The following is a 25,921-nucleotide window of genomic DNA, read 5'->3' as shown; positions in this document are numbered from 1 at the left end:
AGGCTGCAGAGCGCGCGAGCCGGTCAGATCGCTCCAGATGAGCGTACTCCTACGCCGGGGCGCCCCGAACCTCTCAAGGGTCCGGGGCGCCCCGGCGTCAGGCGGGCTTGACGTCAGCGCGAGTAGTACTCGACGACCATCTGGACGTCACAGGTCACGGGGACTTCGTCGCGCTTGGGACGGCGCACCAGCGTGGCCGAGAGCTTCTCGAGGTCCACGTTGAGGTAGTCCGGGACGGGGGGCAGCACGTCGCGGTGGGCGCCGGCGGCAGCGACCTGGAAGGGCACCATCACCTGGGAGCGGGGACGGACCTGGATGGTCTGTCCGGGCTTGACGCGGTAGGAGGGGCGGTCCACGACCTTGCCGTCGACGAGGATGTGGCGGTGGACCACGTCCTGGCGGGCCTGGGCGATGGTACGGGCGATCCCGGAACGCAGAACGAGAGCGTCCAGGCGCATCTCGAGCAGTTCGACGAGGGACTCACCGGTCAGGCCCTGACCACGACGGGCCTCCTCGAAGACGCGCTGAAGCTGGGCCTCGCGGATGCCGTACTGGGCGCGCAGGCGCTGCTTCTCCTTGAGACGGACGGCGTAGTCGGACTCGGTGCGGCGGCGGGCACGGCCGTGCTCACCGGGACCATAGGGGCGGCGCTCGAAGTAACGCACGGCCTTAGGGGTCAACGGGATGCCCAGGGCGCGGGAGAGGCGCACCTGACGGCGGGAACGTGAAGAGCTCATGTGTTTCATTCCTGTCGGATCGGTGGTCGCACGCCGTGGCGGGAGCCGACGGCGCGGGGTCAAGCCTCGGTTCGGGCCGGGACCCCAGGAGGTCCGCATCGTCGTCGACCGGCGGCATCAGCAGGAGCCGCCAGCCGTCCTCGATGTGGACAACTCGAGAACTTTAGCGTGCTCGTCAGGAAAAGCCCACGTCGGAATCGCTCGGTGTGAGGCGGTCCTCAGAGGCGGCGCGGTTGGAGCCGTTTGACATACCGGGGCTATCGCTCGTCGAGGATGCGCCGGACTGCCTCGAGCCGAGAGGCCAGCTGCTTCTCGAAGCCGTTGGAGCTGGGCCGGTAGTACCGCCTGCCCTCGAGTCCCTCGGGAAGATACTGCTGACCGACGACGGCGTGCGGGAAGTCGTGCGGGTAAAGGTATCCCTTGCCGTGCCCGAGCCCCTCGGCGCCCGCGTAGTGCGCGTCGCGCAGGTGGCTGGGCACAGCTGCGGCCTTGCCCGCGCTCACGTCCGCCAGCGACTCCCTGAGCGCCGCGGTGACGGCGTTGGACTTCGGCGCCGTGGCCACCGCCAGGGCGGCCTCAGCCAGGATGAGGCCGGACTCCGGCATCCCGATCATGGCGACCGCCTGTTGCGCTGCCACGGCGGTGGACAGCACTGCGGGGTCGGCCAGGCCGACGTCCTCGGCAGCGTGGATGACGATGCGGCGGGCAATGTACCGGGGGTCCTCTCCGGCCGCGATCATGCGCGCAAGGTAGTGCATGGTGGCGTCGGCATCGGAGCCGCGCATGGACTTGATGAAAGCGCTGATGACGTCGTAGTGCTGGTCACCGGCGCGGTCGTAGCGCACCGCCGCCACGTCGGCGGCCTGCTCGACGTCGTCAACGTCGATGAGGGGAGGCGAGTCCGGGTCCGTCTCCCGGGACAGGACCGCACCGGCTGCGGCCTCCAGAACGGTGAGGGCCTTGCGGGCGTCGGACCCTGCCATGCGCACGATCCGCTCGCGAGCCTCATCGGTGGCTCCGACAGCTCCCGCCAGACCGCGTTCATCGCTCAGGGCTCGATCGACCACGCGTCCGACGTCCTCCGCATCCAGAGGGTGGAGCGTCAGGAGCAGGGAGCGGGACAGGAGCGGTGAGACGATGCTGAAGGAGGGGTTCTCCGTGGTGGCGGCGATGAGCGTGACCCACCGATTCTCCACGCTGGGCAGGAGGGCGTCCTGCTGGGACCGGGAGAAGCGGTGGACCTCGTCGATGAACAGCACCGTCTCCTCCCCCGACGTCAGACGCCGTCGGGCATCGGTGACGACGGCGCGTACGTCCTTGACACCTGCGACGACCGCTGACAGCTCTACGAAGCGTCTCCCACTGCCGCGCGCCACCAGGTAGGCCAGTGTCGTCTTGCCGGTCCCGGGAGGCCCCCACAGAATGACCGAGGACAGGGACGCACCGGGTTGCCGCGCCGGCGCGCTCCGCTGTGTGCCACCATGATCGTTATCTGCGGCCCGCGACGGCTCCACGAGACGTCGCAGGGGCGATCCGGGAGTGAGGAGGTGTGCCTGTCCCTCGAGCTCATCGAGCGTGCGGGGGCGCATCCGCACAGCCAGAGGTGCGCGGGTGTCTGCAGGGAGACCGGCATCATCCGTGGCGGCCGACTCGAACAGGTCCATGAGCCGACCTTATCCTCCCCCGCCGGTGCAGCCGCACTAAGAGACCCGCTCCGCCAGGCCTTCGGTCGGCTTTTGACACGCCTCTGACAACCTTCACCCCGTTACGCCATGGATGCCGATTCAAGCCCTTTTCGACACCGGAAAACCACCTCTGAAGTGTGACAATGCAGCCCATGCTCACCTGGCTAGCGCGTCGCGTTGTCAAGGACGCCTGGTTCGTCGTCATTACCTGGGCGATTCTGTCCGCGACCCTTCTGGCAACCGCACTGGTAGGTTCGGGAGGAGGGCTCTTCTCACGTCTGGAGGCCGGATCCATTTCGATTCCCGGAACCGAGAGCGCCGCGGGGCAGCAGATCCTCGACTCATTGGCCGGCGACAGCGTCCCGGTGACCCTGCTGGTGCGCAGGGTGAATCTCAGGGACACCGAGCACCAGGAGAAGATCGTCTCGGCATTGGCAAAGCCCCGCCAGGAGCTGGTCGCCATGAGCGGGGTCGAGGGGTGGTGGACCCCTTTTTGAACTCGGGAATGCTCACCACCTCCGCCGGCCGGACACTCGCCTCCAATGACCTGGACAGCTTCCTCATCGTGGTGACGGTCAACCCCAACGGCACCGCAGTCGCCTCCCCTGCCGATACTGAGTACATCCACCGGCTCAACGGCCTGGTCGCCGACGTCGAGGCACGTCTGGCGCGGGTTCCCAACGAGTTGCGTAACATCGAGCCCTCGGCCACGGGGATCGTCTCCCACAAGCAACTGATCACCGAGTCCATCGCCGACCAGAGCCGCAAGGACCTGATCACTGGCGAGATGATCGCTATACCGGTGGCCCTGGTCATCGTGGTCCTCGTCTTCGGCGGTCTCCTGGCCGTCGGCATACCCCTCATCGGTGCGCTGGCCTCGGTCGCCTGCACTCTGGGCACTCTGTACCTTCTGAGCCTGGGTGTCTCACTTCAATCTTTCGTCGTCGGTACCGTTAGTGTCCTGGGACTGGGGCTGTCAATCGGCTACGCCCTGCTCATGATGTCGCGTTATCATGAGGAGCTTGCCCGTGCCTGCAACACCGAGAACGGGGCTGACGGCGCCGGACGCCGACGCCGGACACGTCGCCGTGATCCGCTTGTCACCTCCTGCATGACCGCAACGATCCTCACCGCAGGGCGTACCATCATCTACTCGGCCGCGACCATTGCGATCAGTCTGTTCGGACTCGCGCTCATGGGAGGAGGGATCCTGAGGTCGATTGGTCTGGCCGGAGGCTTGGTCGTACTCATCGCAGTGGCGGCGGCCATCACACCGATACCCGCCGTCCTAGTCCTGCTGGGGCTGCGCATGGCTCGGCCGTCTCTGCTGGAACGTGTTCCGCTCCTTGGTGGTCTTCTGCATCGGGTCGGAGACGTCAGCGGTGAGCAGGGCGCCTTCGCCGCGCTGGCACGACGGGTGCATGCCCACCCTTGGGCCGTCCTGGTGGCCTGCCTGACTGTCCTATTGGTGCTGGCTCTTCCGATCCTGCGCCTGCACACCCTCGACTCAACGGTCGAGCAGTTGCCGGTAGGCTCCTCGCAACGGGTCGACGCCCAGACCCTGAACAAAGATTACCCGGCCGTGGCCGGCCAGGACGCAACCGTCATCATCCTGGTGGCCACCCTGCCCGGGGTCGAGGCGGTACTCGGCCAGTCCTCAGCCGGCAGGTTCACCGTAGCCCACCTCGATCTCACGGGAGACAGGTTCTCCGCCACCGCGGAGAGGACCGTGAGTGAGATCCGGGCCCTGAAAACACCGGCGGACACATGGGTGACCGGTCAGGCCGCCGGCCACTCGATTTCCGAGCAACTGTCCTGCACGATCTCCCACTAGCACTAGGGACCATGTTCCTGGCCACTTTCGTTCTCCTGTTCCTCATGACCGGCTCGCTACTGGTGCCGTTGAAGGCTCTCATCGTCAATGCCTTGTCCCTGGCGGCCTCATTGGGGGCCATCGTGTGGGTATTCCAGGACGGGCACGGGGCCGGTCTGCTGGGCTTCATCCCCCTCGGAGGGGTGGAGACGGCCGTGGTGGTGACCGCGGGGACGATCGGTTTCGGCCTGGCCATGGTCCACGAGGTCTTTCTCCTGGCCCGCATTACGGAATACCGGCGAGCAGGGCACAACAACGACACATCGGTGAAGCTGGGGCTGCAGCGCTCGGGACGCGTGGTGACCTTCGCAGCCCTCATCATGGCGGCGGTCTTCCTGGCATTCGAGTCCGGTGACCTCATTGCCGTCAAGGAGATCGGCCTTGCTCTAGCGGTGATCGTCGCCCTGGACGCCTCGCTGGTACGAATACTGCCGGTCCCCGCAAGTATGACGCTTCTGGGCGAATGGAACTGGTGGGCACCCTGGTGGTTGCGGCGCCTGCTCGCCGGGTCACGCGCCGATGCGGCCCCGGTGAGCATCGTGAACACGGCGGCGGCCGTCAGCACGACTGCACCGGTCACAGCAGACTGATGTCTCCTGCGCCCTCGCGCAGCACCTCAGGGACGTCGTCGGTCAAGTCGACGACGGTTGTCGGTTCTCCGTGCCCCACCGGTCCCTCGATAACGACGTCGATGAGGTGACCGAGGGACTCCTCGATCTCCCACCCGTTGCTCTCCGGCTCCTCCCGGCCGGGACGGATGAAGGTGGACGACAGGATGGGGGCGCCGAACTCGGCCACGAGCGATTGGGTGATGGCATGGTCGGGGATGCGCACTCCCAGCGTGTGCTTCTTGGGGTTGAGTGTCATTCGGGGCACGTCCTTGGTGCCCTTGAGAATAAAGGTCCAGGGCCCCGGGGTGAGGCGCTTGATGAGCCTGAAGGCGTTGTTACCCACGATGGCCAGGGGCCCCACCTGAGCGAAGTCCGCGCACACGAAAGTGAAGTTGTGTTTGCCGTCGAGCTGACGGATCGCACGGATACGATCCAGGCCTTCCTTGTTTCCCGGTGCGCTGGCCAAGGCGTATCCGGAGTCGGTGGGATAGGCGACCAGGCCGCCGTCGCGGATCGTCGTGACGATCTTGTCGATGAGACGGGCCTGGGGGTTGACGGGATGGAGCTCGATGTAGCGCGACATGCCCCTAACCCTACTCCTGGTGACTGTACTCACACGGCATTCCAGACCATGTGCTGCGCCGGTCCTGCCCCGGGAAACGGTATGGCGAGTGCGGGCTTCACCGTCTCAGCCCTGCTGGCGACGATGCGCGACAACGGTCAGGGCCGAGGCGCAGGCGGCACCGGCGAGCGCTACGGCCAGGGTGATGAGGAAGATGAGCTGGTAGCCCGCATACGCGTTGTGGCGGTGGGACTCCACGATTCCAGAGGTCGTCGAGTTGCCCCAGATGATGGAGGCATAGGCGAGGAACGAGGCAACCGCCATGGCGGATCCGTTGATCCCCTCGGGCAGATCGAGCTCAGCGATCGGCGCCAGGATGACAGACTTTCCCATGAACACCCCTGCGGCCATGACAATGAGGAGGATGATCGCCGGCCACATCATGGTCTTCGATGGCGGCAGCATGTACACCGCTGTGGCAGTGATGGCGATGACGGCCAGCGCCACCGCCATCATGGCGGTTGAGGACTTGAAGACATAGTCGGCGACGAGCCCTGCCGGAATGCAGATGAGAGCACCGACAAGGCTGGTGGCAGTGGCCCCGAACAGTCCTGCCACGCCGTCGGAGACGTTGTAGACGAGCTTGAGATAGGGAGCTGAGGAGTAGATGAGGTTGACGTAGGTCCAGTACAGGCACATGGCCGCCAGGCCAGCCAGCCAGATGCGGGGGCGCACCATGACCTTCAGCAGCCCGATAAGAGCGGCGGTATTCGCCGAGGTGTTGTCACGGCGGGCGATCGCGTTACTCGGTACGAATTGAAGCAGGCAGACGACGAGCGGAACGAGCAGCAGGGAGTAGCCGACTGCAAAACCAATGACGATCGCCCTCCAGTGCTGGGGGAAGGCCCAGATGCAACCGACGACGGCCATTGCCAGAATGAATTCCAGACTACGTCTGATCGCTTCAAAGAAGCCCATCACGAGCCCTCTGCCATGGACACGACCGTTTCGGGAGACGAAGGTGAGACCGTTGACCACCGCCGGCCACCCGATGGCGTCCCAGACCGCCCAGGAGAACGCGATGACGAGCATCATCGTGAACGGCAGTCCCGGGACCAGGTAGAGGATCAGGAGCGTCACGAGTCTCCAGACGCTCCACGTCACCAGAATCGAACGAATGGTGAAACGGTTGTTGATCCAACCGGCAGGAACGTACATGTACATGGCCAGACCAATGACGCTCATCATGGCGCCGAAGCCGTCAATGCCGATTCCTAGGACGTCGGAGACCTGCAGCATGAGGGAGCCCTTAAGCGCCTCGAATGCGGAGTACACGAGCTGGCCGGATAAGGCTACGCTGAGGAACGCGCCAATGCGGTCACGCCGAAGGAACACTGGACGTCGCTGACCCGAGGCACCGTCATGCGTCGGGGCAAGACCATCGGGCACCGATTTCGACGTCGTATCGATCGAAGAATCCGGGGGCAAGCTGGATGTGGACGCAGTCATGGGAGCAGGTCCGTCCTTTCGGGGATGATGTCAGCTATTGGGCGCACGCAGGAAGGATGTCAGCGGTGAGCGATCTGGTGAGCGATGTCGGAGAAGATGCCGGAGGCTCCCCAGTTGAAGAGCTCATTAGCCCGGCTGAGCGAGTTGACGGTCCAGACATTGACGCCGTATCCCGCTCGTCGAAAGGCCTGGACCCTCTGCCGGGTCAATCCGGATTCCTCGGGATGGATGTAATCGGCCCCCACGATCTCCAGTGTGCTCCTCCAGTCATCTGAGAGGGTATGGCTCTCGTAAAGGCATCCCACGGGCACCTTCGGGGCACGTTGCTTGAAAAGATGAAGCAAAACATGGTTGAAGGAGGAAACGATGACTTGTGCGCCGGGCCTCAGGCGCTCGAGCTGAGTGATCACGCCGTCGATCAGGCGAAGAGTCGCCTCCTTACCGGTCTCGTTGGGCTTGATCTCGATATTGGCCTTGAGACCGGTCTCATTCATCAGATCAATGAGACTCCTCAGGGCCGGGAGGGGCTCGCCCTCGAACCGGGAGGAGAACCAGCTTCCGGCATCGATGCCCGCCAGGTCTGCGATCGTCAGGCTGTCATAGCGACCTGTCCGGTTCGTGGTGCGGTCCAGGGTCGAGTCGTGGCAGATGATGACTGTCCCGTCGGCGATGACATCCACGTCCGCTTCCACCCAGGAAACCCGATGGTCCACCGCACTGCGGAAGGCTGCCATCGTATTCTCGGGAGCAAGCGAACTCAGGCCTCGATGCCCGATGATCATGCGCTCACCGTTGAGCAAGATTCTGTCACTGCCTGTGGTCACCGATGACATGGGCCGAATGCTACAGGAGCGGCGGCAGCACCCAGGGATCGTCGAAGTCCGCGAATAGCGCTGAAAGCGCATGGGAGAATACATGACGTTGTAGGGCCCGCCCGTGACGGAGCGTGTTCTAGTGTGGCGGATTGTCCTGATCAAGCGCATTTCTATGCCTAAGTGTGACCTTGGGCACCGGTACGTCTTGTGGAGAGGGAACTGTTGTTGGGGCGTGCATGTCGGCATGCACGGCTGGTCGGTTCTTTTGGGGGGCGCCGATCCTGGCGGCCCGCCTGGGCATGGGTAGCAAGGGCAAGAACCGTCACCCTCGACCTCAACCCCATCAAGCACCCTACCCGCCCCGACGACACCTTCCGCCTCACCGATATCCCCGCCATAGGATGAGTGAAGTCACCTTGAACCAACCTTGGATCAACCGCAGCACCTTCTCCCAGCAACTGCGGCACAGCGTCCAAACCGGTTGCCGCGCCTGGGACAGGTGGGCTGTCACAGCACCTGACCAGTGCGTTCTTCTCGAATCGGCAGGAAGACACGCTCATCCACACATTGACATCAAGGACATTTGATATAAAATGTTTTGTATGCGAAAGGACACGACGCCGGCATCCCCACTCGGGGACGACTCCGTCGTGGTGCAGCTGTTCAAGGCACTGGCTCACCCCATGAGGGCGAGCATCGTCTACCGCCTCATCAGCTCGCCGGCCGACGTCACCGAGCTGGTGGCATTCCTCGGCGTCTCCCAGCCTCTGGTCTCCCATCACCTGCGGGTCCTGCGCAACGCCCACCTGGTCGAGTCGATCCGCGATGGCAGGCGCCAGAGCTACTCCCTCATTGACGACCACGTCGCATCGATCTTCATCGACACCCTCGAGCACACGAAGGAGCATGATCATGACTGCCACCACTGAGCACCGTCCCGCTGAGGCCCACCACCACACCCACGGCCCGAACTGCGGTCACCTCGCCGTCATCCACGGCGACCACGTGGACTACATCCACAACGGTCACGCCCACCACGAGGACAACGGTCACTACGACGAGTGCGACATCTGCTCATGTGAGCACTGCTCGGACTCCTGCGCCGTGTGCGAGTGCGAGGACTGCACCTGTCCGACCTGCAACCACAACACCTGCTCGTGCGAGCACTGCTCGGACTCCTGCTCCTCGTGCACCTGCGAGGACTGCTCCTGCCCCACCTGCACGCACGCCGCCTAGTCGACTCAGCCGGTCGCCCCTGTACGCGCACCGCTTGCGGTGCACCTTTCTTGGGGGCCTTCTGTCGGAGGATGCTCCTCGGTAGAAGGCCCCCACAGGTTTGCACCAATGTACGCTCGCAACGCTCATGAGCCCATGAGCAGTCCCTTCCCTGTTCCCAACGCCTTTGCGCACGTCGCACCGCCGGTGCCCGGTGTACGTCTGGGAGAGCCGCTGGGGCAGGGAGGATTCGCCACCGTCTACGCCGGGGAGCAGATCTCGCTGCAACGTCCGATGGCCGTCAAGACCGACTCCAAGCCATTGCACAACGAACGCAACCGTCGACGCTTCATGCGAGAGATGGCGGCCGCCAGCTGCATCAGCGGGCACCCGCACGTGGTCTCGCTGATCGACTCCGAGTACTGCCCGACGGGCATCCCTACCTGGTCATGGAACGCTGCGATGGAGGCTCCTTGACCAGGTTCTAGAGAGCGGCGAACTCAGCGCCGCCGAGGCAGTCAGCATCGTCTCGGCCGTCTCTTCCGCCCTGGGGGCCGCCCACCGAGCCGAGGTCCTCCACCGCAACATCAAACCCGGAAACATCCTCATCGACGCCTACGGAAGCCCGCGCCTGAGCGATTTCGGCCTTGCCGCCATCCAGCGCGAGGGCATCGAGCATCCCATCCCGCAGCTGCCGCGGTCCCTGCCTACGGATCCGGTGCAAGACGCTCAGGCAGAGCCTTCGCGTTCCTGGCGCTCGGTGTGACAGCGGGCGTCATCGTCTCCGCCGTCGTGCTCGCGACCTCGAACCTGATTCTCTCGGCATCCTCAGCGAATCGGACGGCCCAGAGGGGCTCGGCATCGTCCCTCTCACGCACCGACACTCCGGCGGCTTAGGGGGCCGGCAGTGGTTCCACGGCCACGGCTCGGAAGACTGTCCTCGGCTCCGAGAAGGCCTCACCGTCTCCGACGGCCGCCCCGACTCCCGCGCAGGTCAATACGCAGGGCATCCCCCACTCCGACGATATGCCATGGCCGCTGGGGACCTGCCTGAGCCGGACTACCTCGGTCGTGGGCGGTACGAGCGTCAGCCAGATCGACTGCTCCCAGGCCGACTGGATCGTCTTCGCCAGCGGAACCTTGACCCGGCCACGACCGCCTCCAGCGTCACCGAGGCCATCACCGACGACCTTCAGGTCGAGGCCGCCTGCACCAGCACCTACGCGAAGCTCTACGGACTCGATTTATCCACCAGCTACTCGATCAATACGCTCGGTCCCAACGATGGAGGGTGGGAAGCGGGCAATCGCAGCCTCGCCTTGTGTCCTGGGCCGGCTGTAGGTCTGCAGAGCCTCCGATGAGTCAACGGGTGTACGTCTGATACCCCCGTTGACTCATCGGTACGCCGGGAGCTCGGCCGGTTCTCAGGCCTTGTTCGCTCCCGCAGGCTTATCAGCCCTGTCGGGCTCGGCGTCGACCCCGGCCTCCTTGCGCTGCTCGGGCGTGATCGGAGCGGGCGCCTCGGTCAACGGGTCGAAGCCGCCACCGGACTTGGGGAAGGCGATGACGTCACGGATGGAGTCGGCCTTGGTCAGCAAAGAGACGATGCGGTCCCAGCCGAAGGCGATGCCGCCGTGCGGCGGGGCACCGAACTTGAAGGCGTCCAGAAGGAAGCCGAACTTCTCCTGGGCCTCCTGCTCACCGATCCCCATGACGTTGAAGACGCGCTCCTGGACATCGCTGCGGTGGATACGGATGGAGCCGCCACCGATCTCGTTGCCGTTGCACACGATGTCGTATGCATAGGCCAGGGCGTTTCCCGGGTCGGTGTCGAAGGTCTCCAGGCACTCGGGCTTGGGCGAGGTGAAGGCGTGGTGGACAGCGGTCCAGGCGGACTTGCCCAGGGCCACGTCACCGTCGGCCCGAGCCTCGGCGGAGGGCTTGAACAAGGGGGCGTCCACCACCCAGACGAAGGACCACTCGTCGTCGTCGATGAGCCCGCAGCGCCTGCCGATCTCCAGGCGGGCGGCGCCCAGCAGGGCCCGCGAGGAGTCCACGGGTCCGGCGGCGAAGAAGATGCAGTCACCGGGTTCGGCCCCGGCCGCCTGGGCCAGGCCGGCCCGCTCAGCGTCGGTGATGTTCTTGGCGACGGGCCCGCCGAGGGTCCCGTCCTCGGCGACGGTGACGTAGGCCAGACCCTTGGCGCCGCGCTGCTTGGCCCACTCCTGCCAGGCGTCGAAGGTGCGCCGCGACTGGGAGGCCCCACCAGGCATGACAACGGCGCCCACGTAGGGGTTCTGGAAGACCCGGAAGGTGGTGTCCTTGAAGTAGCTGGTCAGGTCCACCAGCTCGCAGCCGAAGCGCAGGTCGGGCTTGTCCGAGCCGTACCTCTCCATGGCTTCGCGGTAGGTCATGCGCGCGATGGGTGTGGGTAGGTCGTAGCCAATGAGCGCCCACACCTCGCGCAGCACGTCCTCAGCGACGGCGATGACGTCGTCCTGCTCGACGAAGCTCATCTCCACGTCGAGCTGGGTGAACTCGGGCTGGCGGTCGGCGCGGAAGTCCTCGTCCCGGTAGCAGCGGGCGATCTGGTAGTAGCGCTCCATGCCGGCGACCATGAGGAGCTGCTTGAACAGCTGCGGGCTCTGTGGCAGGGCGTACCAGGATCCCGGGGCCAGGCGGGCGGGCACGAGGAAGTCGCGAGCCCCTTCCGGGGTGGAGCGGGTCAGGGTGGGGGTCTCGATCTCCACGAAGTCGTGGGAGTCCAGGACCTTGCGGGCGGCCTGGTTGACCTTGGCGCGCAGGCGGATGGCGTGCTGCATGGTACTGCGTCGCAGGTCGAGGTAGCGGTAGCGCAGGCGCGCCTCTTCACCGACCTGCCCGGCGTCCTCGGCGTGGTCGGAGATCTGGAAGGGCAACGGGGCGGCGGCGTTGAGGATCTCGACGTCGGAGACGACGACCTCGATCTCGCCGGTGGGCAGGTTCGGGTTGGCGTTGCCCTCGGGACGGGCGCTCACCTCACCGGTGACGGCCAGGACGTACTCGGCGCGAAGGTCGTGGGCGACCTCCTCACGGATGACGACCTGGGCGATGCCCGAGGCGTCCCGCAGGTCGATGAAGGCCACGCCTCCGTGGTCACGCCGCCGGTCCACCCATCCGGTGAGGGTAACGATCTGGCCGATGTCTGAGGCGCGCAGGGAGCCTGCGGTGCGGGTTCGCAGCACGGTGCTGGGTTCCTTCCGTGTGGGGCACTGAGCCGGTGCCCGTCGGGGCGCACCACGAGACGGGTGGGCGCCGGCGGCAGTTTACAAGGAGCCCCGAGCTCGGTCCTCAAGCCCGTGCCGCTGCGGCACGGCAGTTGCGCACTCTGAATCAGGCCATGGCCCGACGGCGCTGGTAGGCGGCCATCCTGCGGCGGTTGACCGCCACGAGCACCGACAGCACAACCAGGATCATGCTGAGCGCAAGGATGGATGTACCGATGATGGGGAAGCCGGCAGGTTCTGCTGCTGGGCCTGCTGCCTGGATGGCCGAAGCACCCGTACCGCGCGATCCGCCTGTAGCGGCGACCTGGTGGGGCGGCGGGGTCGGCGCCGTGGGGACGGTGGGAGGGGCGGCTCCCCCGATGACTGTGACGCCTGAGACCGTGAAGTAGGGGCTCTTGTTGGTGCGGTCAGCCGCGTCGCCCTCCTGGGCCGTGACTCGGTGAGCCTCAGAGACCCGGAAGCGCAGCCAGTGGTTTCCCTGTTCGACGTAGTCAGGCAGCTCGAAGGAACCGGAGGCGGTGCCGTCCTGACTGGTTGTGACGGTGGCGACCACCTCCGACTCCGAGGGCCGGGAGCCGGCCAGCGTTCCGTCGTCGATGAGTACCTGTACCGTCACTCCGCCTGGGAACCCTGAGACGGTGTACATGATCGTTCCCCCGACGGCGACCGTCGAAGGACTGACGGTCGAAGCTGTTCCTGGGGTGGAGGGGTCTGTCTTGGTATCCGCTTTGGCAACGGGGCCGGTGGGGACCAGCGTCACCAAGGAGGCAAGCAGGACGGAGCAGACGACGAAAATCAGGCGCGGTACCTGTGTCAGGTACCGGCTACCGACCCGACGCCGGGCCGGTGACGTACGCCGATCCGACCGAGTCAGCCGAGTCAGTCGAGTCATCCGTCCTTCACCTCCTTTCTGCCGCTGCAGGCTCTGGCCGCTTGACGACATCATTGATAATCGTGCGGCGGTCGGGTGCCGCGTTCATCACCTGCGCGGCACCCGCAACCGCTGAAGAATCCTCGGGGCCCGAAGGGGCAACCCAGAACGTGCAGCGACCAGCAGACTGCCCGCTCCGATGACGAGTAGACCTCCGGCACCCCCTAGGAGCATGTCGTTGGCACTAAGGCCAGTCGAGCTTGTGGAGGGCCTGTCGGGGAAAGTCAGGAGCTGGGCCTGCCCCGGGCTCCGAGGATCGAAGGATGCGGAGGCGATCTCCAGCTTCGCCCAGCCCAAGAGGCTGTTGTCACGATCGGCCACCGCCAGCTCGTAGGACCCCGACTCGAAGGTCGATATGTCTATGGAGATGCTGTTGGCGCTGTCCACCTGCACCCACCCCTTGGTGGTCGCTCCGGGAAAGACGAACACCGACACCCAGTCCCCCGATGACGCCTTGGCCCTGGGAAGAACGAGGTTGACGATATTTCCCTGACGCGAGCCGGACAAGGAGCCGGCGTTGTCCGCGCTCAGCTGTGCCGCGCTGGTCACGGGGGGCACCGGGTTCCTATCAGGACGGGCGGTACGGTCCTCGGCAGTGGCGTTGGCCGGAGCCTGCGCCGGTTCCTCGGCGCCCTCAGAGCTCTGCGGGTTGCTAGCGGAACCGGCTTCTCCCCCGCGTTGACCACTCTGCTGGTCCTGGCCTCGATCAGTGCCCGGCCCACCCGGCCCACTGAGAACCGACGTGCCCGCCGGCAATCCTTCTGATGCTTCGGAGTCACCTTTGGAAACGTTGCTAGCACCTTGCCCGGATCCGGGACCACCGCCGGAGCCAGCACCCCGGTCAATGGTGTTGTCGGTGTTGTCCTGGTTGAGAACGCCCTGGTCGGGCGTGGTCGAAGCAGGGCCTCCTGGGCCCGGCTCCGGAGAAGCAGATGCTGAGGGCTGGACAGACGGCTCTGCGGACGGGCTCCCAGAGGGTCCGGAGGAAGGCTCAGTGGTGGGCCCTGTGGTGGGATTGGTGGGTTCGGCGGAGGGGGACGGCGAGGCAGACAGGGACGGCTCCGCCGTCGGCCCCTGAGTCGGCGTTGTTGTGGGTGTTGGAACCGGTGTCGGTTCGGGGACCACCGGGGCCTCGTAGCCGAAGACGTTGGTCGACTTGGTCAGTCCGCTCCCGCGCAGCGAGACCTGGAGGTAGTAACGGCCGGTTTTCAGATCCGCTCCGGTGGCGAGGGAGGACAGGTTGATCTGGGCGTTGAAGGATCCGTTCGAGAAGGTGACCGGAAGCGAGGCCGTGCTCGAATTCCTGTAGCCGCCGTAGGCGACCAGCTTGAGCTCGATCGGCTTCTCGCCATTGAGCATTGTTCCGTTCTCGCACCAGCCGCTGCCGGAGATCCTGATGCTGCGCTCCGATGTGTAGGCGGGCTGGCTGCCCTGAGGATCCGAGCCATCGGGGTTGACTACCTTGACGGCAGGCTCAGCCTGGCAGGTCGCGACCGTGGGATTCTGCGACGGTGTCGGACTTGCTGAAGGAATCGGCTCGGGATCCGGCGTGGCGGTTGCGTCAGGAGTCGCCGTGGGCTCGGTGGCAGGAGGGCTAGTGGCCGTGGCGTCGGGTGATGGCGTGGAGGTCGCCGTAGCCTCGGAAGACGGTGTGGGTACCGCGGTAGGCTCTTCTGCCGGCTCAGTGGATGGAGCGCCGGTCGGATCAGGCTCGGAGGTGTGTGTCGGCTCTGCGGACGGCTGCGCGCTCGGCTCCGACGTGGGTTCAGGAGTCGGGGGCTTGATGATGTCAGGATCCTGCTTGACGAAGGAGAACAGGCCCGTTGTCGCACTCACCGTTCCGCTGCTGAAGGTGAGGCTGAAGACCTGTTTGCCGACTCCCCAGCTGCTGTCTCCGATAGCCTGACGCACACCCCTGACAAGATAGTTGGTCGGGATGAATACATTCTGCTCGCCGTTGGCGGGAGCCGGTCGTTCGAGCTCGGCCTTGATGCCGGGGAGAAGGTGGGGCGTGACCGTCTGTCCTTCAACGACGTTGAGCGTGATGGAGGGATCCTCCAGGACACTCCCGGCGGTGCTGCACCAATCGGACAGCACGACGTCAACACCGCCCATTTCTCCCGACTCGTAAACGGGGACCACGTATTCAGGCGCCGACTGACCCTCAGGATAGACCATTCTGGCGGCAGGGTGGCAGTCGGTGCTCGCGCCGGCGTCATTGACGACCTCATTCCCGGTCAGGAGGGGCATGGCCGTAACACCGGCGGTAGTCATCACAATACCGAGAGCCGTGAGGACAGCAAGAATCGTGCGAGCACTGGTACCGGTGGTGGGGCGGGCCGCTAGCAGCCGCTGAGCGTAGTGCATCAAGTGGTCTCGTTCTGGGGCGGGGACGGGTTGACTTACTCGCACAGTCCACAGCGGATCCCTGAGGAAGACGAGGAAAGGAACGCACCGTTCAACGGGCACGGCAACCTTTCGCAAACGATGATAGACGTTCTTCTCCTCTCAAAGGATCCGCTATCTTCATAAAACATCACTCGCGACGTCGATTCCGGGACGAGTATACACGACAGTTACCCAACAACCGGTCGGAGCGATACTATCCACGTCCGACATCACTGAGGAAAAACCTGTATCGGTAACGATAAAACGGGGAACGTGATCATAAAGTTGTTCAGATTTCATTTTCATCTCGGTTTTATCGCGGAGACGCATCGGGGGTCGTTCAGCGCACGCTTCTCGCTGAACGACCCCCGAGGAAATCGGCTCTCTCCTCGAGGTCAGTCCGGTCGGTCTATCGCGGGCGGCCGCCGATCAGGCACGACGACGAGTGCGCGCCAGGAGGGCCCCACCGGCCAGGAGGGCTGCCGCGAGTACCGCACCTCCCAGGGAGGGGCCTGTCCTTGCCAGACCCGAGCCACTCTCGCCTCCGGCAGAGACGGAACCAGCGGTCACCGCTGCGCTCGCGCCGTCATTCCGGCCCTCAGCACGGCCTGCCGTGGCGGTCCGGAGGGCCTCGGGCGAGCTCATGCCGGGACTACTCACCCCGGTCGGCGAGGAGGTGCCGGAGCTGCTCGGTGCGGGATCGGCAGCCGCGGTCGACGTCGTTGCGGGATGAGGGGCGACGACGGAGAAACGCTGAACGTAGTCGTTCTTGGTACCGCCGTCGCGGCTGCCGCCCTTGTTGACGGCGTAGACATGGCCCCGCCCGTCGTACTGGACGTGGTTGGGGTTGCTGCCGGCATCGATCGTCTGCCTGATCGTTCCGTCAAGATCGTGGACGGTGATGGTGCCGGCGTTGCGGTTGGTGACATAGACCAGCGAGTTCGCCGGGTCCAGCGCCACGTTGAGCGCCCCCGAGGAGATGTCCTTGCCGTCGGCATCCTTCAGGCCGGTGGCAGTGACTACCTGATTGACGACTGTCCCGTCCTTCTCGACGACGACGAGATCACCTGTTCCCTGGCTGGCGACGTAGATTCGTCCGGTTGCCGGGTCGTAGGCCACGCCCGAGGCGCGTGAGACGCCGTCGGGTAGAGCCGCCTCGGCGACAGATCCGGAGGCGACGTCAATGATGGCGGCCTTCGCACTGGAGGCCGATACGGTGACAAGGGTTCCTGAGGCCTCATCAAGGGCCAGAGACATGGGACTGAAGTCGTCCGCGTCCCGACCCACGGCGATGTCCGACAGCGGGGTGTTGGTGGAGGTGTCGAACACGGCGATCCTGTTGGAGCGCGCACTGGAGACGTAGGCGCGGTCCCGCACGGCATCGATGACGACGTCGCGGCTGTGGACGACGGTGTTCTTGTCGAACTGCTTGATGAGCGTGAGGGTATCGGCGTCGTAGACGGCGACGGTGCTCTGGCGGGTGTTGGTGACCCAGACGGTGCCGTGCTCATCGTCGACGGCCACCCCATAGACAGCGTAGCGAGCCCCCTCGAGCGGCTCGCCGTCTCGACCGGTGGCGGTCGGATCCACATCGGGAACGACGTGCTTCTGGTAGGCGAGCGTGTCGGCATCGAGCTTGATCAGCGAGGACTGCGTGACGGGCGGGCGCCCCACCGCCGAGGTGACGTACAGGGAGTTGCGGCTGGGTGAGTAGGCGGTCTGGTAGAGGCCGGGGGCCACAGATGACTCGATCCCCATCACGCTTCCGGGCTCACCAGTGGTTCCCGGTACCGGGGCGACCGCCGCGTTCTGGTCGACTCCCGACGGATCGGTCTGGGCGTCCGCGGCAGTGGCCGACATTGATGATGCCTCGTTCACTGCTGTGGTCGTCGAGCTCGCCACGGGGTCTGGTGTCTCGTCGGCCGCGTACGCAGCTGAGCCGACGACTCCGACCAGACTCAGCACCACAGCCGACACGAATGCCCCGACTCGCGTCAGAGACAGCCTGCGGCACGACCGGGAGACGGACGGGAACGTGGGATCAGACGGAGAAGACTGCTGGTAACGGTCCATGGAGTACCTCTGTGAGCTTGCTCGGCGTATTCACCGGAATGGGCGATAGGGGCGGACGCACTGAGTTGCGCCCGATCACCCGGCCAGCGATTCAGGATGACCTAAGTGATATTCGTGACGCTACCATTGTCTTAAAACTGTCCGGTGCGACAACAGTCACCTTGACACAGTCGACTCGTGTGTCGTGCAGAGATCCCGTTCATGGGCGTCGAGCCCCCGGGACAGCCCGTGGCGCCACCAGGCGTAGTCGTGGCCGCCGCGCTCCTCGCAATACTCCAGCAGAGCTCCCTCAGCCCCGAGAAGAGTCGCGGCCGCACGCGCCCCCTGCCGCAGAACGCCCTCGTGCACGCCGCACTGAACCACCAGCCGCGCCGCCAGCGGCTCAGCAGACTCCCCTCCTGCCCGACGGCGCAACCAGGAAAGCAGGTGCCCCTCACCCTCACCCCGGCGGCCCGAGCCCAGCCAGAAGGACGCCGACTGCACGATGGCGCGTCCGGCGAGGTCGGACCGGTGCAGAACGAGGTCCGCCGCGGCCACACCGCCCAGGGACTGACCGGCCACCACCACGCGCTGCGGGCTCCAACGTCGCCGGCCCGCCTGCGCAGCCTCCAGGCAACGGATCAGCAGCTCCCTGCTGCGGTGCGGATCCGCCAGGTCACGGGCCCTCATGGACAGGTCCCCGGAGTCGATGAGAAGCAGGTCCCAAGACACCGCCCTGGCGCCGAGCCGCCGGACGACGTCGTTGCGGCGCCAGATCTCGCCGTCGAGCAGAACCAGCAGCCCGCGCTCCATCTCCGCCTTCCGTCCCCGCCCTCGCTCTTCCCGGCCTCGACCGCTGCCCGTGTGGCGGGACCGCCAGAGGGTGACGCGCCGCGCCGAGTCACCGGGGGCGTCGAAATCGTCGAGGGCGACGCCGCCGAGCTCCTCACTGCTGACATACTCGCCACCGCGCAGTACCGAGCCGCCCTCAGGCTGCGCCGCGATCGACCACTCCGAATAGGTCGCTGCGCTCGGCCCCTCCCACAGGGAGGAGACGAAGCCGAAGCCGTCGTGCAGGCGATCAGGGTTGAAGGGATCCGGACGCCCTTCGGCGTGAACCCGCCTCCAGCACTCCCGCCGAGCGCCGGCGTCGTCGGGCAGCGGCTCACGAGTCACAACGATCCGGTACCCCAGGAGGGCGTCGTCGGGCAGCAGGACGTGGTACGCCCACCAACTGGTGTCCGGAACCCGAGCGGCGAGCGCCGGAGCAATGTGGGTGCGATGATTGTCTATCAGTGTATTGAGATGGATGAGAACGCTGGGGCTATCTCCTTGCTGCTGGTCATTACGCCACAAAAAGGTCGTTTCACGCATCTCGACGCCATCAATGAGGCGGGTCTCCCCTAGGACCGGAGTACCACTGGCCGCTGCCGCGGCCAAGGCGTCATCGTCAGGATGAAGCGGCCACCATGCCGGAGCGGCGGGAAGCGGGCCGCCCTCCGAGGCGATGGGGGTCGGTGCCGGCTCTCGCCATCGGGACTCTCGTGCCGAAGCACCATTGGGACGAATACCACTCACACCGGTGACCCTATCGGACTCCATCAGCCTCTATCGCAGTCCCGCCCACAAGAGGAACCTGCCGGTAAGAAATGACGGCCTTGCATTCTTCCGGGAGTTGTGGCGTAGGGTGGCGTCCATGACACGCATCGCTCAGCCGATCACCGCCCTCGGTGCACAGACGCCCGCGGTCATGTGTGGCATGCGAATGTGCTGTTGCTGTTGGCCTTGTTGATATCCCCTCCCGGTGCGCAGCCAGTGCCTGATATCGCAGTGACGCCACGGTAGGGGTTGATATCCCTGGAGCTTCCGAGATGACGCGGGCCGGGCTCCCGTTACTCGTCCCTTCGTGCCGGAGAACCTGCCGCGCCCCTCAGTGGTTGTTCCTTGGAGCCTTGAGCATCCAGACGATATGTCATGCTCCTCGAAGAGCGCCTCACCCTTATTCGTCTGTTCCCACAGGTTCTGCGGCACCAACAGTTCTTCTGTCTCTCTCAACGATGTTGCTCCCACGTCCATTCGGTTCTACTCAGTTCCATCCCTTTTTGCAGGAGACACCATGTCGACGACCGTTCCCTCGCCCTCCTCCACCCCGTCCTCCTCCGACTCCCCTGAGACCGATGAGGTCACCGCCGACAACGCGGCGGACATTCTTGCTGCGGACGACGACCCAAGCGCCGTGGATGCCGAGGCACCTCGCCGCGGCAGGCCGTCTCGGCGCACGCTGCTGACCGTCGGTGGCCTGGTGGCCGCTGCCGCGGTCGGTACCGGTGCGTATTTGACTATCCATCGCACCAACCAGGGCGTGATTGGCGCCCATGAGACGCTCCCCCTGGTGATCGGCGGTGACATCTGCGCCGCGCCGCTGTACGCCGCCTACCACCGGGGCTTCTTCGACGACGCGGGCCTGAAGGTGACGCTCGCGCGTACCCAGCAGACCGAGGACACCAAGGACGGGGTGGGCGCGGGCAAGTACATCGGTGCACCGGGCATCTTCTTCTCCTGGCTGGAACCGATCTACAACGGACTCAACGCCAAGCTCACGGCGGGACTTCATGCCGGCTGCCTACGTCTGGTGGTCGGCAACGACTCTCCCCACCAGAGCCTGGCCGATCTCAAGGGCACCACGATCGGCGTGCCGTCGCTGTCGTCATCAGCCTTCGCCTACTTCGCGATCGGACTGTCCGAGGCCGGCATCAACGTCGACCCGGACGGCGGTGACATCACCTGGCGCACAATCGATGCGGACTCTCTGGGAACCGCTCTGGCAGAGGGACAGGTGGACGCCATCATGGGTTCTGATCCGGCGCCGCTGCTCCCCGTCTTCAACGGGACGGCTCGCGAGCTGGCCAACAATGACGCAGAGAAGTTCTGCTGCTCGGTGGCCCTCAACGGTGATTTCGTCAAGAGACGGCCCAAGGAGGCCAAGGCCCTGACCGAGGCGTGGATGAAAGGGTCGGCCTATGTACCGGACCATATCGATGAGATCGCCAAGATCGAGGTCGACAACGACTACGTGGCTGCGGACCATGACGTCGTCGTCCGGGTGCTTAAGACGTACGGGTTCAACGCATCGGCCTCCGGGTTCCGGGCCGCGATCGAGCCCGGCATCGAGAAGTTCAAGACAACCGGCTTCATCACCTCCGATGTCTCCGCACAGAGCCTGACGAACGCGGTCGTCGCCGACCTCGGCATCGAGGACTGATTGACGATGCCCACCGAGGTGAAATCCACGACCACGTCAACCACATCTTCCAGGTTCGTTGACGACAGACATCCGCAACCGCCCTCCTCCACAGCCAGGCAGAGTGCGCCAGGAGATCGCCGTCCCAACGCAGGCTCTCTTCTGAGCACCACGGCACTGTTCCTGTGGCTGGCCTACCTGGTCGTTGTCGTTGCCCTGCCGGAGGTAGACCTTCTTCGCAAGGCGTCAACCACTCCGGTCACAGTCCTCACCGGTGCATGGCTGATCGCTCTGATCACTTGGACACTCACGGCACGGGCCCGACCAGCGTCCTCGGCGGCGAGCTCGCTGGCGCACTTCCTGCCCTGGATCAACGCTGCCGGCGCCTGGTTCATCGTCTGGCAGCTGACAACCTCCAAGCTCGGACTGCTCGCGCCCCCGTACTTCGCCGCCCCAGAGGTACTGATCGCGTCCTTCGCCGGTGACTGGAGGCTGCTGCTCAGCTGCCTGGGGGCCTCCGCACTGCTCTTCATCATCGGGTACACGGCGGGATCGGTGCTGGGGTTCTTCACGGGACTGCTCATGGGCTGGTCGAGGCGCGCCGACTACTGGCTCCATCCGCTCCTTCAGACCATCGGCCCAGTTCCCGCAGCCTCGCTCCTTCCGCTGGCGCTGTTGCTGCTTCCGACGACGTACGCCTCGGCGGCCTTCATCGTCGGCTTCGGCGCCTGGTTCCCCATGGCGACCATGACCCGCGCGGGCGTGCGCTCCGTGCGCCGCGACTACATCGACATGGCCCGCACGCTGGGAGCCGACGAGCTCTTCCTCATCAGACGTGTGGCCGTGCCCTCGGCGCTACCGGACATGCTCACCGGCTTGTTCACGGGGCTGGGCACCTCGCTCGCCGCCCTCATGACCGCCGAGCTGACCGGCGTCGATAAGGGTCTGGCCTGGTACATCAACTGGGTCAAGGGCTGGGCGGACTACCCCAGGATGTATGTGGGCCTCATCATCCTGGTGGCCTTCTGCCGCACGCTCATGGTCCTGCTGTTCAAGATCCGCTCCTCGCTGCTGGCATGGCAGCAGAACCTTGTGAGGTGGTGAACCGATGTCTGCCGGTTCTGCAACGACTACTGCCACGCCGCAGATCTCAGCCCCGTCCATCCCCCGCGGCGCACAGGTCAATCTGACTGGTGTCTCCCACAGCTATCCCTTGTCCCATGATATGGAGCACGGATGGTTCCACCTGCTGCTGCGCAGGGTCTCCCCCGCTGCGAGGGCCCGCTATGAGGCAGAGGCTGCCAAGCCGGATCAGCTTCCCGTGCTCAATGACATCAACCTGACGGTCTCCCCCGGCGAGTTCGTCTCGCTGGTGGGGCCGTCCGGGTGCGGTAAATCAACGATTCTAAGACTGCTGGCCGGGCTGGAGCAGCCTGTCGAGGGCAGTGTCACCGTCGACTCCAAGCGGGTGACCGGTCCCTCTCCTCTGCGCGCGCTTGCGTTCCAGGACGCCACGCTGCTGCCATGGAGGACCGTGCGCGACAATGTCGCCCTGGGCCCTGAGGCGAGAGACCGTGTGGAGCGCGACCAGCGCAGGGTGGAGGCCGCCCTACAGATCGTGGGACTGCGAGACTTCGCTGACGCCTACCCCGCCACGCTCTCAGGCGGCATGGCTCAGCGGGCCTCGCTGGCCCGGGCCCTGGTCAACCGGCCCCGGCTCTTCCTCCTGGACGAGCCCCTGGGCAAGCTCGACGCCCTGACACGCCTCCAGCTCCAGGACGAGATCATCAAGCTGTGGGAGTCCCAACGCTTCACAGCCGTCCTGGTCACCCACGACGTCGACGAGGCCCTGCGCCTGTCCAACCGAGTGGTCGTCCTGTCCGAGCGACCGGCGCGCATCGTCGCCGACATCGAGGTTCCCGAGCACGACGAGTCGAGTGACGAGGTCCACGAGCTGCGTCGAAAGATCCTCAGCCTACTGGGTCGGTAAGCGGGCCGCGAGACGGACCTCACCTGTGATCCGGCCCGCGGAGAGGGATGGTGCCGCGATTCTCCCGTAGCCTGGATCCAGGAGCGAACCGTTCCCTGTTGACCCCGTTCGGGTCTTGCAGCGCCTGGTGTGCGGCAAGTGCTTCCCGTGAGTCTGTGCGTGTTAGCCCATGAGTCACTCGGCCAGTCCCGGGTGCTGGGCGAGTGTGGTGGGCCAGGTACGGCAAAGAGTGGAGGACAAAGGGTCCTCCCCCACACTCCGCCGCGGTCCCCAGTCACTTCAAGGGGACAGATATGGGAAAAACTTCATGACTACCTCCTCCAGAAGCACTGGACCCAGCGCCTCCGACGCTCAGAGCAACGGGCCCCTGAGCCTTGACGCGCTCTTCTCCGCAGAGCTCTCCGCCGGCCAGCCGGCCGGACCGACAGACACAGACAGCAACCACAACACCGGCAACGGTGACAACACTGACGAGACCGTCACCGCGCCGCACGACTCCGATGGTGCTGTCTCCTCCCCCGAGGACTTCGCCACTCCTGCATCCTCCGACTCCCCTGAGGACCCCGAGGACGTCGACCACGAGGACGAGGCCGACGACGTCGACCGGAACCTGCCCGAGGCCGACCCGGAGGACGAGGCCGATGACTCCGATGAGGACGACGGCGTCGACATCGATGAGGACGAGGTCGACGGGCACGCCCCCTTCATTGACTCTGATGCTGATTCAGCCGATTCCGACGACCACCGGCAGGATGACAGTGAGGCTGCCAAGTCCTCGCGCGGCAGGAGCAAGCACGAGGTGACGGAGGACCAGCAGGACGACGAGATCACCTTTGCCGATCTGGGGCTCCCCGGCGACCTGCTCAAGGCCGTGACCGACATGGGTTTCGTGACCCCCACCGCCATCCAGAAGGAGGCGATCCCGGTCCTGCTGGCCGGCCGCGATGTCGTCGGCGTCGCCCAGACCGGAACCGGTAAGACCGCGGCCTTCGGGCTCCCGCTCCTCGACGCCGTCGACTCCCGTGACGGCGTGGTCCAGGCCCTCGTTCTGGCCCCCACCCGCGAGCTCGCCCTCCAGAGCGCCGAGGCCATCACCGACATGGCCTCCCGCTCCCGCGGGCTGGACGTGGTGGCCGTCTACGGCGGTGCCCCCTACGGTCCCCAGATCGGCGCGCTCAAGGGGGGCGCCCAGGTCGTCGTCGGCACCCCCGGACGCGTCATCGACCTCATTGACAAGGGCGCGCTCCAGCTCGACGACGTGCGCTACTTCGTCCTGGACGAGGCCGACGAGATGCTGCGCATGGGCTTCGCCGAGGACGTCGAGACGATTGCGGAGTCTCTTCCCACCGAGCGACGCACCGCTCTGTTCTCCGCGACGATGCCTCCGGCCATCCAGGCCGTGGCGCGCCAGCACCTTCACGAGCCCGTTCAGGTCGAGGTCTCCAGGCCGGCCTCCACGGTCGCCACCGTCCACCAGACCTACGCAGTGGTGCCCTTCCGCCACAAGATCGGTGCCGTCTCCCGGGTCCTGGCCGTCACCGACGCCGAGGCCGCCATCGTGTTCGTGCGCACCAAGTCCACGGCCGAGGACGTCGCCATCGAGCTGGCCGGCCGGGGCATCCAGGCCGCCGCGATCTCCGGCGATGTTCCCCAGCGCGAGCGTGAGCGCCTGGTGGAGCGTCTGCGCGCCGGCACCCTCGACGTGCTGGTCGCCACGGATGTGGCCGCCCGGGGACTGGACGTGGATCGCATCGGGCTGGTCGTCAACTTCGATGTACCGCGTGAGGCCGAGGCCTACGTGCACCGCATCGGCCGTACAGGTCGCGCCGGTCGCCACGGCGAGGCCGTCACCTTCCTGACCCCCAAGGAGAAGGGCAAGCTCCGTCAGATCGAGCGCCTCACCGGCAGTCGGCTTGAGGAGATCACCCTGCCCTCCCCCGCCGACGTCTCCGAGCACCGGGCCCGTAAGCTGCTGTCCAAGGCCGCCGCCCGTCACGAGCGCGGTCGCCTGGACATGTACCTGCCACTGGTCGGCGACTCCGCCCGGGATCTGGACATCGATGTCGAGGAGCTGGCGGCCACGCTACTGGCGCTCGCCGTGGGTGACGAGGGACCGCGCAGGCGCGAGGATCGTGGCGGTGAGCGTCCCCAGCGCGCACGGCGGGAGGAGAACCTCGACTCTGAGGGGACCTTCCTGTCGGCCTCCTTCGAAGGTGGGCACGACAAGAATCGTCGCGGGGACCGTGGGGATCGGGGCGAGGGGCGTCGTTCGGCCATGCGTTCCGGACGCCGTGAGCACGAGGGCCCCGGGACCGTCTACCGCGTCGAGGTGGGTCACCGCGACCGGGTCCTTCCCGGCGCTATCGTCGGCGCCCTGGCCAACGAGGGTGGTATCGAGGGCTCCGACATCGGCAAGATCGACATTCTGCAGTCCTTCTCTCTGGTCACGATCTACGCCGATCTCAGCCCCGAGCAGCTGAGCGTCATGGGCCGGGCCACCTTTGGCGGCCGTGAGCTGCGGATCCGCCCTGATGAGGGGCCGGGTCACGGCTGGTCCGGCCCCAACGGCGGGGAGCGTCGCCCCAAGCGGCGCGACTGGGACGACCGTAGTGAGCGCGGGGATCGGTCGGACCGAGGATTCCGTCCGCGCCGTGACAACGGTGATCGTGGCTGGAGGGACCGTGACGGGCGCGGCGGCAGGGGCGGCTACGACCGCGGGGACCGCCGTGACAACCGCCGGTGGGACGACCGCCGCGGTGACCGGGACGGCTTCCGGGGCCGCGAGGACCGGGGCGGCCGCGGCTACGACCGCGACGGATACCGGGGCGATCGCGGAAATGACCGTCGAAACGGCCGCGACTATGGCGAGCGCAACCAGAACCGCTTCGGCGGCAACCGGGGCGGCTTCCGCGGGGGGCGCGGCGACCGCTGAGTCCCCGGCGGCTCACTGACACGATGGGTGGGGCGACAACACACGTTGCCTCCCCACCCATCATTGCAGCCGGCCACGTGAGGCGATCGGCGCTGCGGAATCTTCTTCGCATAC

General features: G+C 65.9%; 22 protein-coding genes. 12 read left to right on the top strand and 10 right to left on the bottom strand.

Annotation, left to right across the window (positions count from 1 at the left end; translation table 11 throughout):
• Positions 1 to 113: 113 nt before the first annotated feature.
• Together rpsD and RWR81_RS00265 are read right to left on the bottom strand one after the other, a co-directional pair.
• Complete coding sequence (rpsD, locus tag RWR81_RS00270) at positions 114 to 737, bottom strand: 30S ribosomal protein S4 (protein WP_003782217.1); 624 nt, start codon at positions 735 to 737, stop codon at positions 114 to 116.
• A 257-nt stretch (positions 738 to 994) separates the two neighbouring features.
• Positions 995 to 2,401 carry a replication-associated recombination protein A gene (locus RWR81_RS00265; protein WP_314452720.1) on the bottom strand — a complete coding sequence of 469 codons (1,407 nt, stop codon included), beginning with the start codon at positions 2,399 to 2,401 and terminating at the stop codon, positions 995 to 997.
• Positions 2,402 to 2,574: 173 nt separating this feature from the next.
• On the opposite strand from RWR81_RS00265, the gene RWR81_RS00260 reads away from it, so the two are divergent.
• Genes RWR81_RS00260 through RWR81_RS00250 form a run of 3 tightly spaced genes read left to right on the top strand, consistent with a single transcriptional unit; the run spans position 2,575 to position 4,885 of the window.
• On the top strand, positions 2,575 to 2,919 hold the full coding sequence (locus tag RWR81_RS00260; RefSeq protein WP_314452716.1) for a hypothetical protein: 345 nt from the start codon (positions 2,575 to 2,577) through the stop codon (positions 2,917 to 2,919).
• Positions 2,920 to 2,927: 8 nt separating this feature from the next.
• Positions 2,928 to 4,256 carry an MMPL family transporter gene (locus RWR81_RS00255; protein WP_314452714.1) on the top strand — a complete coding sequence of 443 codons (1,329 nt, stop codon included), beginning with the start codon at positions 2,928 to 2,930 and terminating at the stop codon, positions 4,254 to 4,256.
• Between the two features lie 11 nt (positions 4,257 to 4,267).
• Positions 4,268 to 4,885: an MMPL family transporter gene (locus RWR81_RS00250; protein ID WP_314452711.1), complete on the top strand. Its 618-nt coding sequence runs from the start codon at positions 4,268 to 4,270 to the stop codon at positions 4,883 to 4,885.
• Here RWR81_RS00250 and RWR81_RS00245 read toward each other — a convergent pair.
• From RWR81_RS00245 to RWR81_RS00235, 3 genes are all read right to left on the bottom strand, one after another.
• Positions 4,872 to 5,489, bottom strand: coding sequence for an L-threonylcarbamoyladenylate synthase (locus RWR81_RS00245; RefSeq protein ID WP_314452708.1), 618 nt, complete (start codon positions 5,487 to 5,489; stop codon positions 4,872 to 4,874). The genes RWR81_RS00250 and RWR81_RS00245 overlap by 14 nt on opposite strands.
• A 105-nt stretch (positions 5,490 to 5,594) precedes the next feature.
• Positions 5,595 to 6,803: an MFS transporter gene (locus RWR81_RS00240; RefSeq protein ID WP_314452705.1), complete on the bottom strand. Its 1,209-nt coding sequence runs from the start codon at positions 6,801 to 6,803 to the stop codon at positions 5,595 to 5,597.
• Between the two features lie 233 nt (positions 6,804 to 7,036).
• Complete coding sequence (locus tag RWR81_RS00235) at positions 7,037 to 7,810, bottom strand: glycerophosphoryl diester phosphodiesterase (protein ID WP_314452702.1); 774 nt, start codon at positions 7,808 to 7,810, stop codon at positions 7,037 to 7,039.
• Between the two features lie 584 nt (positions 7,811 to 8,394).
• Here RWR81_RS00235 and RWR81_RS00230 point away from each other — a divergent pair.
• From RWR81_RS00230 to RWR81_RS00210, 5 genes are all read left to right on the top strand, one after another.
• Complete coding sequence (locus tag RWR81_RS00230; RefSeq protein WP_314452699.1) at positions 8,395 to 8,721, top strand: metalloregulator ArsR/SmtB family transcription factor; 327 nt, start codon at positions 8,395 to 8,397, stop codon at positions 8,719 to 8,721.
• On the top strand, positions 8,705 to 9,028 hold the full coding sequence (locus RWR81_RS00225) for a hypothetical protein (protein WP_314452696.1): 324 nt from the start codon (positions 8,705 to 8,707) through the stop codon (positions 9,026 to 9,028). Before RWR81_RS00230 ends, RWR81_RS00225 begins: the two co-directional genes overlap by 17 nt.
• A gap of 135 nt (positions 9,029 to 9,163) precedes the next feature.
• On the top strand, positions 9,164 to 9,484 hold the full coding sequence (locus RWR81_RS00220; RefSeq protein WP_314452694.1) for a protein kinase domain-containing protein: 321 nt from the start codon (positions 9,164 to 9,166) through the stop codon (positions 9,482 to 9,484).
• The gene (locus tag RWR81_RS00215; protein ID WP_314453182.1) at positions 9,465 to 9,773 is read left to right on the top strand and encodes a protein kinase domain-containing protein; all 309 of its coding nucleotides are present in this window, start codon (positions 9,465 to 9,467) and stop codon (positions 9,771 to 9,773) included. Before RWR81_RS00220 ends, RWR81_RS00215 begins: the two co-directional genes overlap by 20 nt.
• Before the next feature lie 265 nt (positions 9,774 to 10,038).
• Positions 10,039 to 10,368: a hypothetical protein gene (locus RWR81_RS00210; RefSeq protein ID WP_314452691.1), complete on the top strand. Its 330-nt coding sequence runs from the start codon at positions 10,039 to 10,041 to the stop codon at positions 10,366 to 10,368.
• Positions 10,369 to 10,431: 63 nt separating this feature from the next.
• Here RWR81_RS00210 and aspS read toward each other — a convergent pair whose 3' ends face one another.
• The 5 genes from aspS to RWR81_RS00185 form a co-directional block, all read right to left on the bottom strand.
• Complete coding sequence (gene aspS, locus RWR81_RS00205) at positions 10,432 to 12,231, bottom strand: aspartate--tRNA ligase (protein ID WP_314452689.1); 1,800 nt, start codon at positions 12,229 to 12,231, stop codon at positions 10,432 to 10,434.
• A gap of 148 nt (positions 12,232 to 12,379) precedes the next feature.
• Complete coding sequence (locus RWR81_RS00200; RefSeq protein WP_314452686.1) at positions 12,380 to 13,165, bottom strand: DNA-directed RNA polymerase II; 786 nt, start codon at positions 13,163 to 13,165, stop codon at positions 12,380 to 12,382.
• An 87-nt stretch (positions 13,166 to 13,252) separates the two neighbouring features.
• On the bottom strand, positions 13,253 to 15,571 hold the full coding sequence (locus tag RWR81_RS00195; RefSeq protein ID WP_314453180.1) for a hypothetical protein: 2,319 nt from the start codon (positions 15,569 to 15,571) through the stop codon (positions 13,253 to 13,255).
• A gap of 450 nt (positions 15,572 to 16,021) precedes the next feature.
• On the bottom strand, positions 16,022 to 17,452 hold the full coding sequence (locus tag RWR81_RS00190) for a hypothetical protein (protein ID WP_314452683.1): 1,431 nt from the start codon (positions 17,450 to 17,452) through the stop codon (positions 16,022 to 16,024).
• Between the two features lie 369 nt (positions 17,453 to 17,821).
• Positions 17,822 to 19,222 carry an enterochelin esterase domain-containing protein gene (locus tag RWR81_RS00185; protein WP_314452681.1) on the bottom strand — a complete coding sequence of 467 codons (1,401 nt, stop codon included), beginning with the start codon at positions 19,220 to 19,222 and terminating at the stop codon, positions 17,822 to 17,824.
• Positions 19,223 to 19,760: 538 nt separating this feature from the next.
• Here RWR81_RS00185 and RWR81_RS00180 point away from each other — a divergent pair.
• From RWR81_RS00180 to RWR81_RS00165, 4 genes are all read left to right on the top strand, one after another.
• Complete coding sequence (locus tag RWR81_RS00180; RefSeq protein ID WP_314452677.1) at positions 19,761 to 20,906, top strand: ABC transporter substrate-binding protein; 1,146 nt, start codon at positions 19,761 to 19,763, stop codon at positions 20,904 to 20,906.
• 6 nt (positions 20,907 to 20,912) lie between these two features.
• A complete protein-coding gene (locus tag RWR81_RS00175; protein ID WP_314452674.1) occupies positions 20,913 to 21,989 on the top strand; it encodes an ABC transporter permease subunit in 1,077 nt (358 codons plus the stop codon).
• Between the two features lie 4 nt (positions 21,990 to 21,993).
• Positions 21,994 to 22,875 (top strand): ABC transporter ATP-binding protein, encoded by an 882-nt coding sequence (locus tag RWR81_RS00170; RefSeq protein ID WP_314452672.1) that lies wholly within the window; start codon positions 21,994 to 21,996, stop codon positions 22,873 to 22,875.
• A 307-nt stretch (positions 22,876 to 23,182) separates the two neighbouring features.
• Positions 23,183 to 25,807 carry a DEAD/DEAH box helicase gene (locus RWR81_RS00165; protein WP_314452670.1) on the top strand — a complete coding sequence of 875 codons (2,625 nt, stop codon included), beginning with the start codon at positions 23,183 to 23,185 and terminating at the stop codon, positions 25,805 to 25,807.
• Positions 25,808 to 25,921: the final 114 nt, after the last annotated feature.

The sequence above is a fragment of the uncultured Actinomyces sp. genome (genome assembly GCF_963526355.1).
GTDB lineage: Bacteria > Actinomycetota > Actinomycetes > Actinomycetales > Actinomycetaceae > Actinomyces.
The sequence above is the reverse complement of the archived record's forward strand: the minus strand, read 5'-3'. Positions and strand labels throughout refer to the sequence as shown.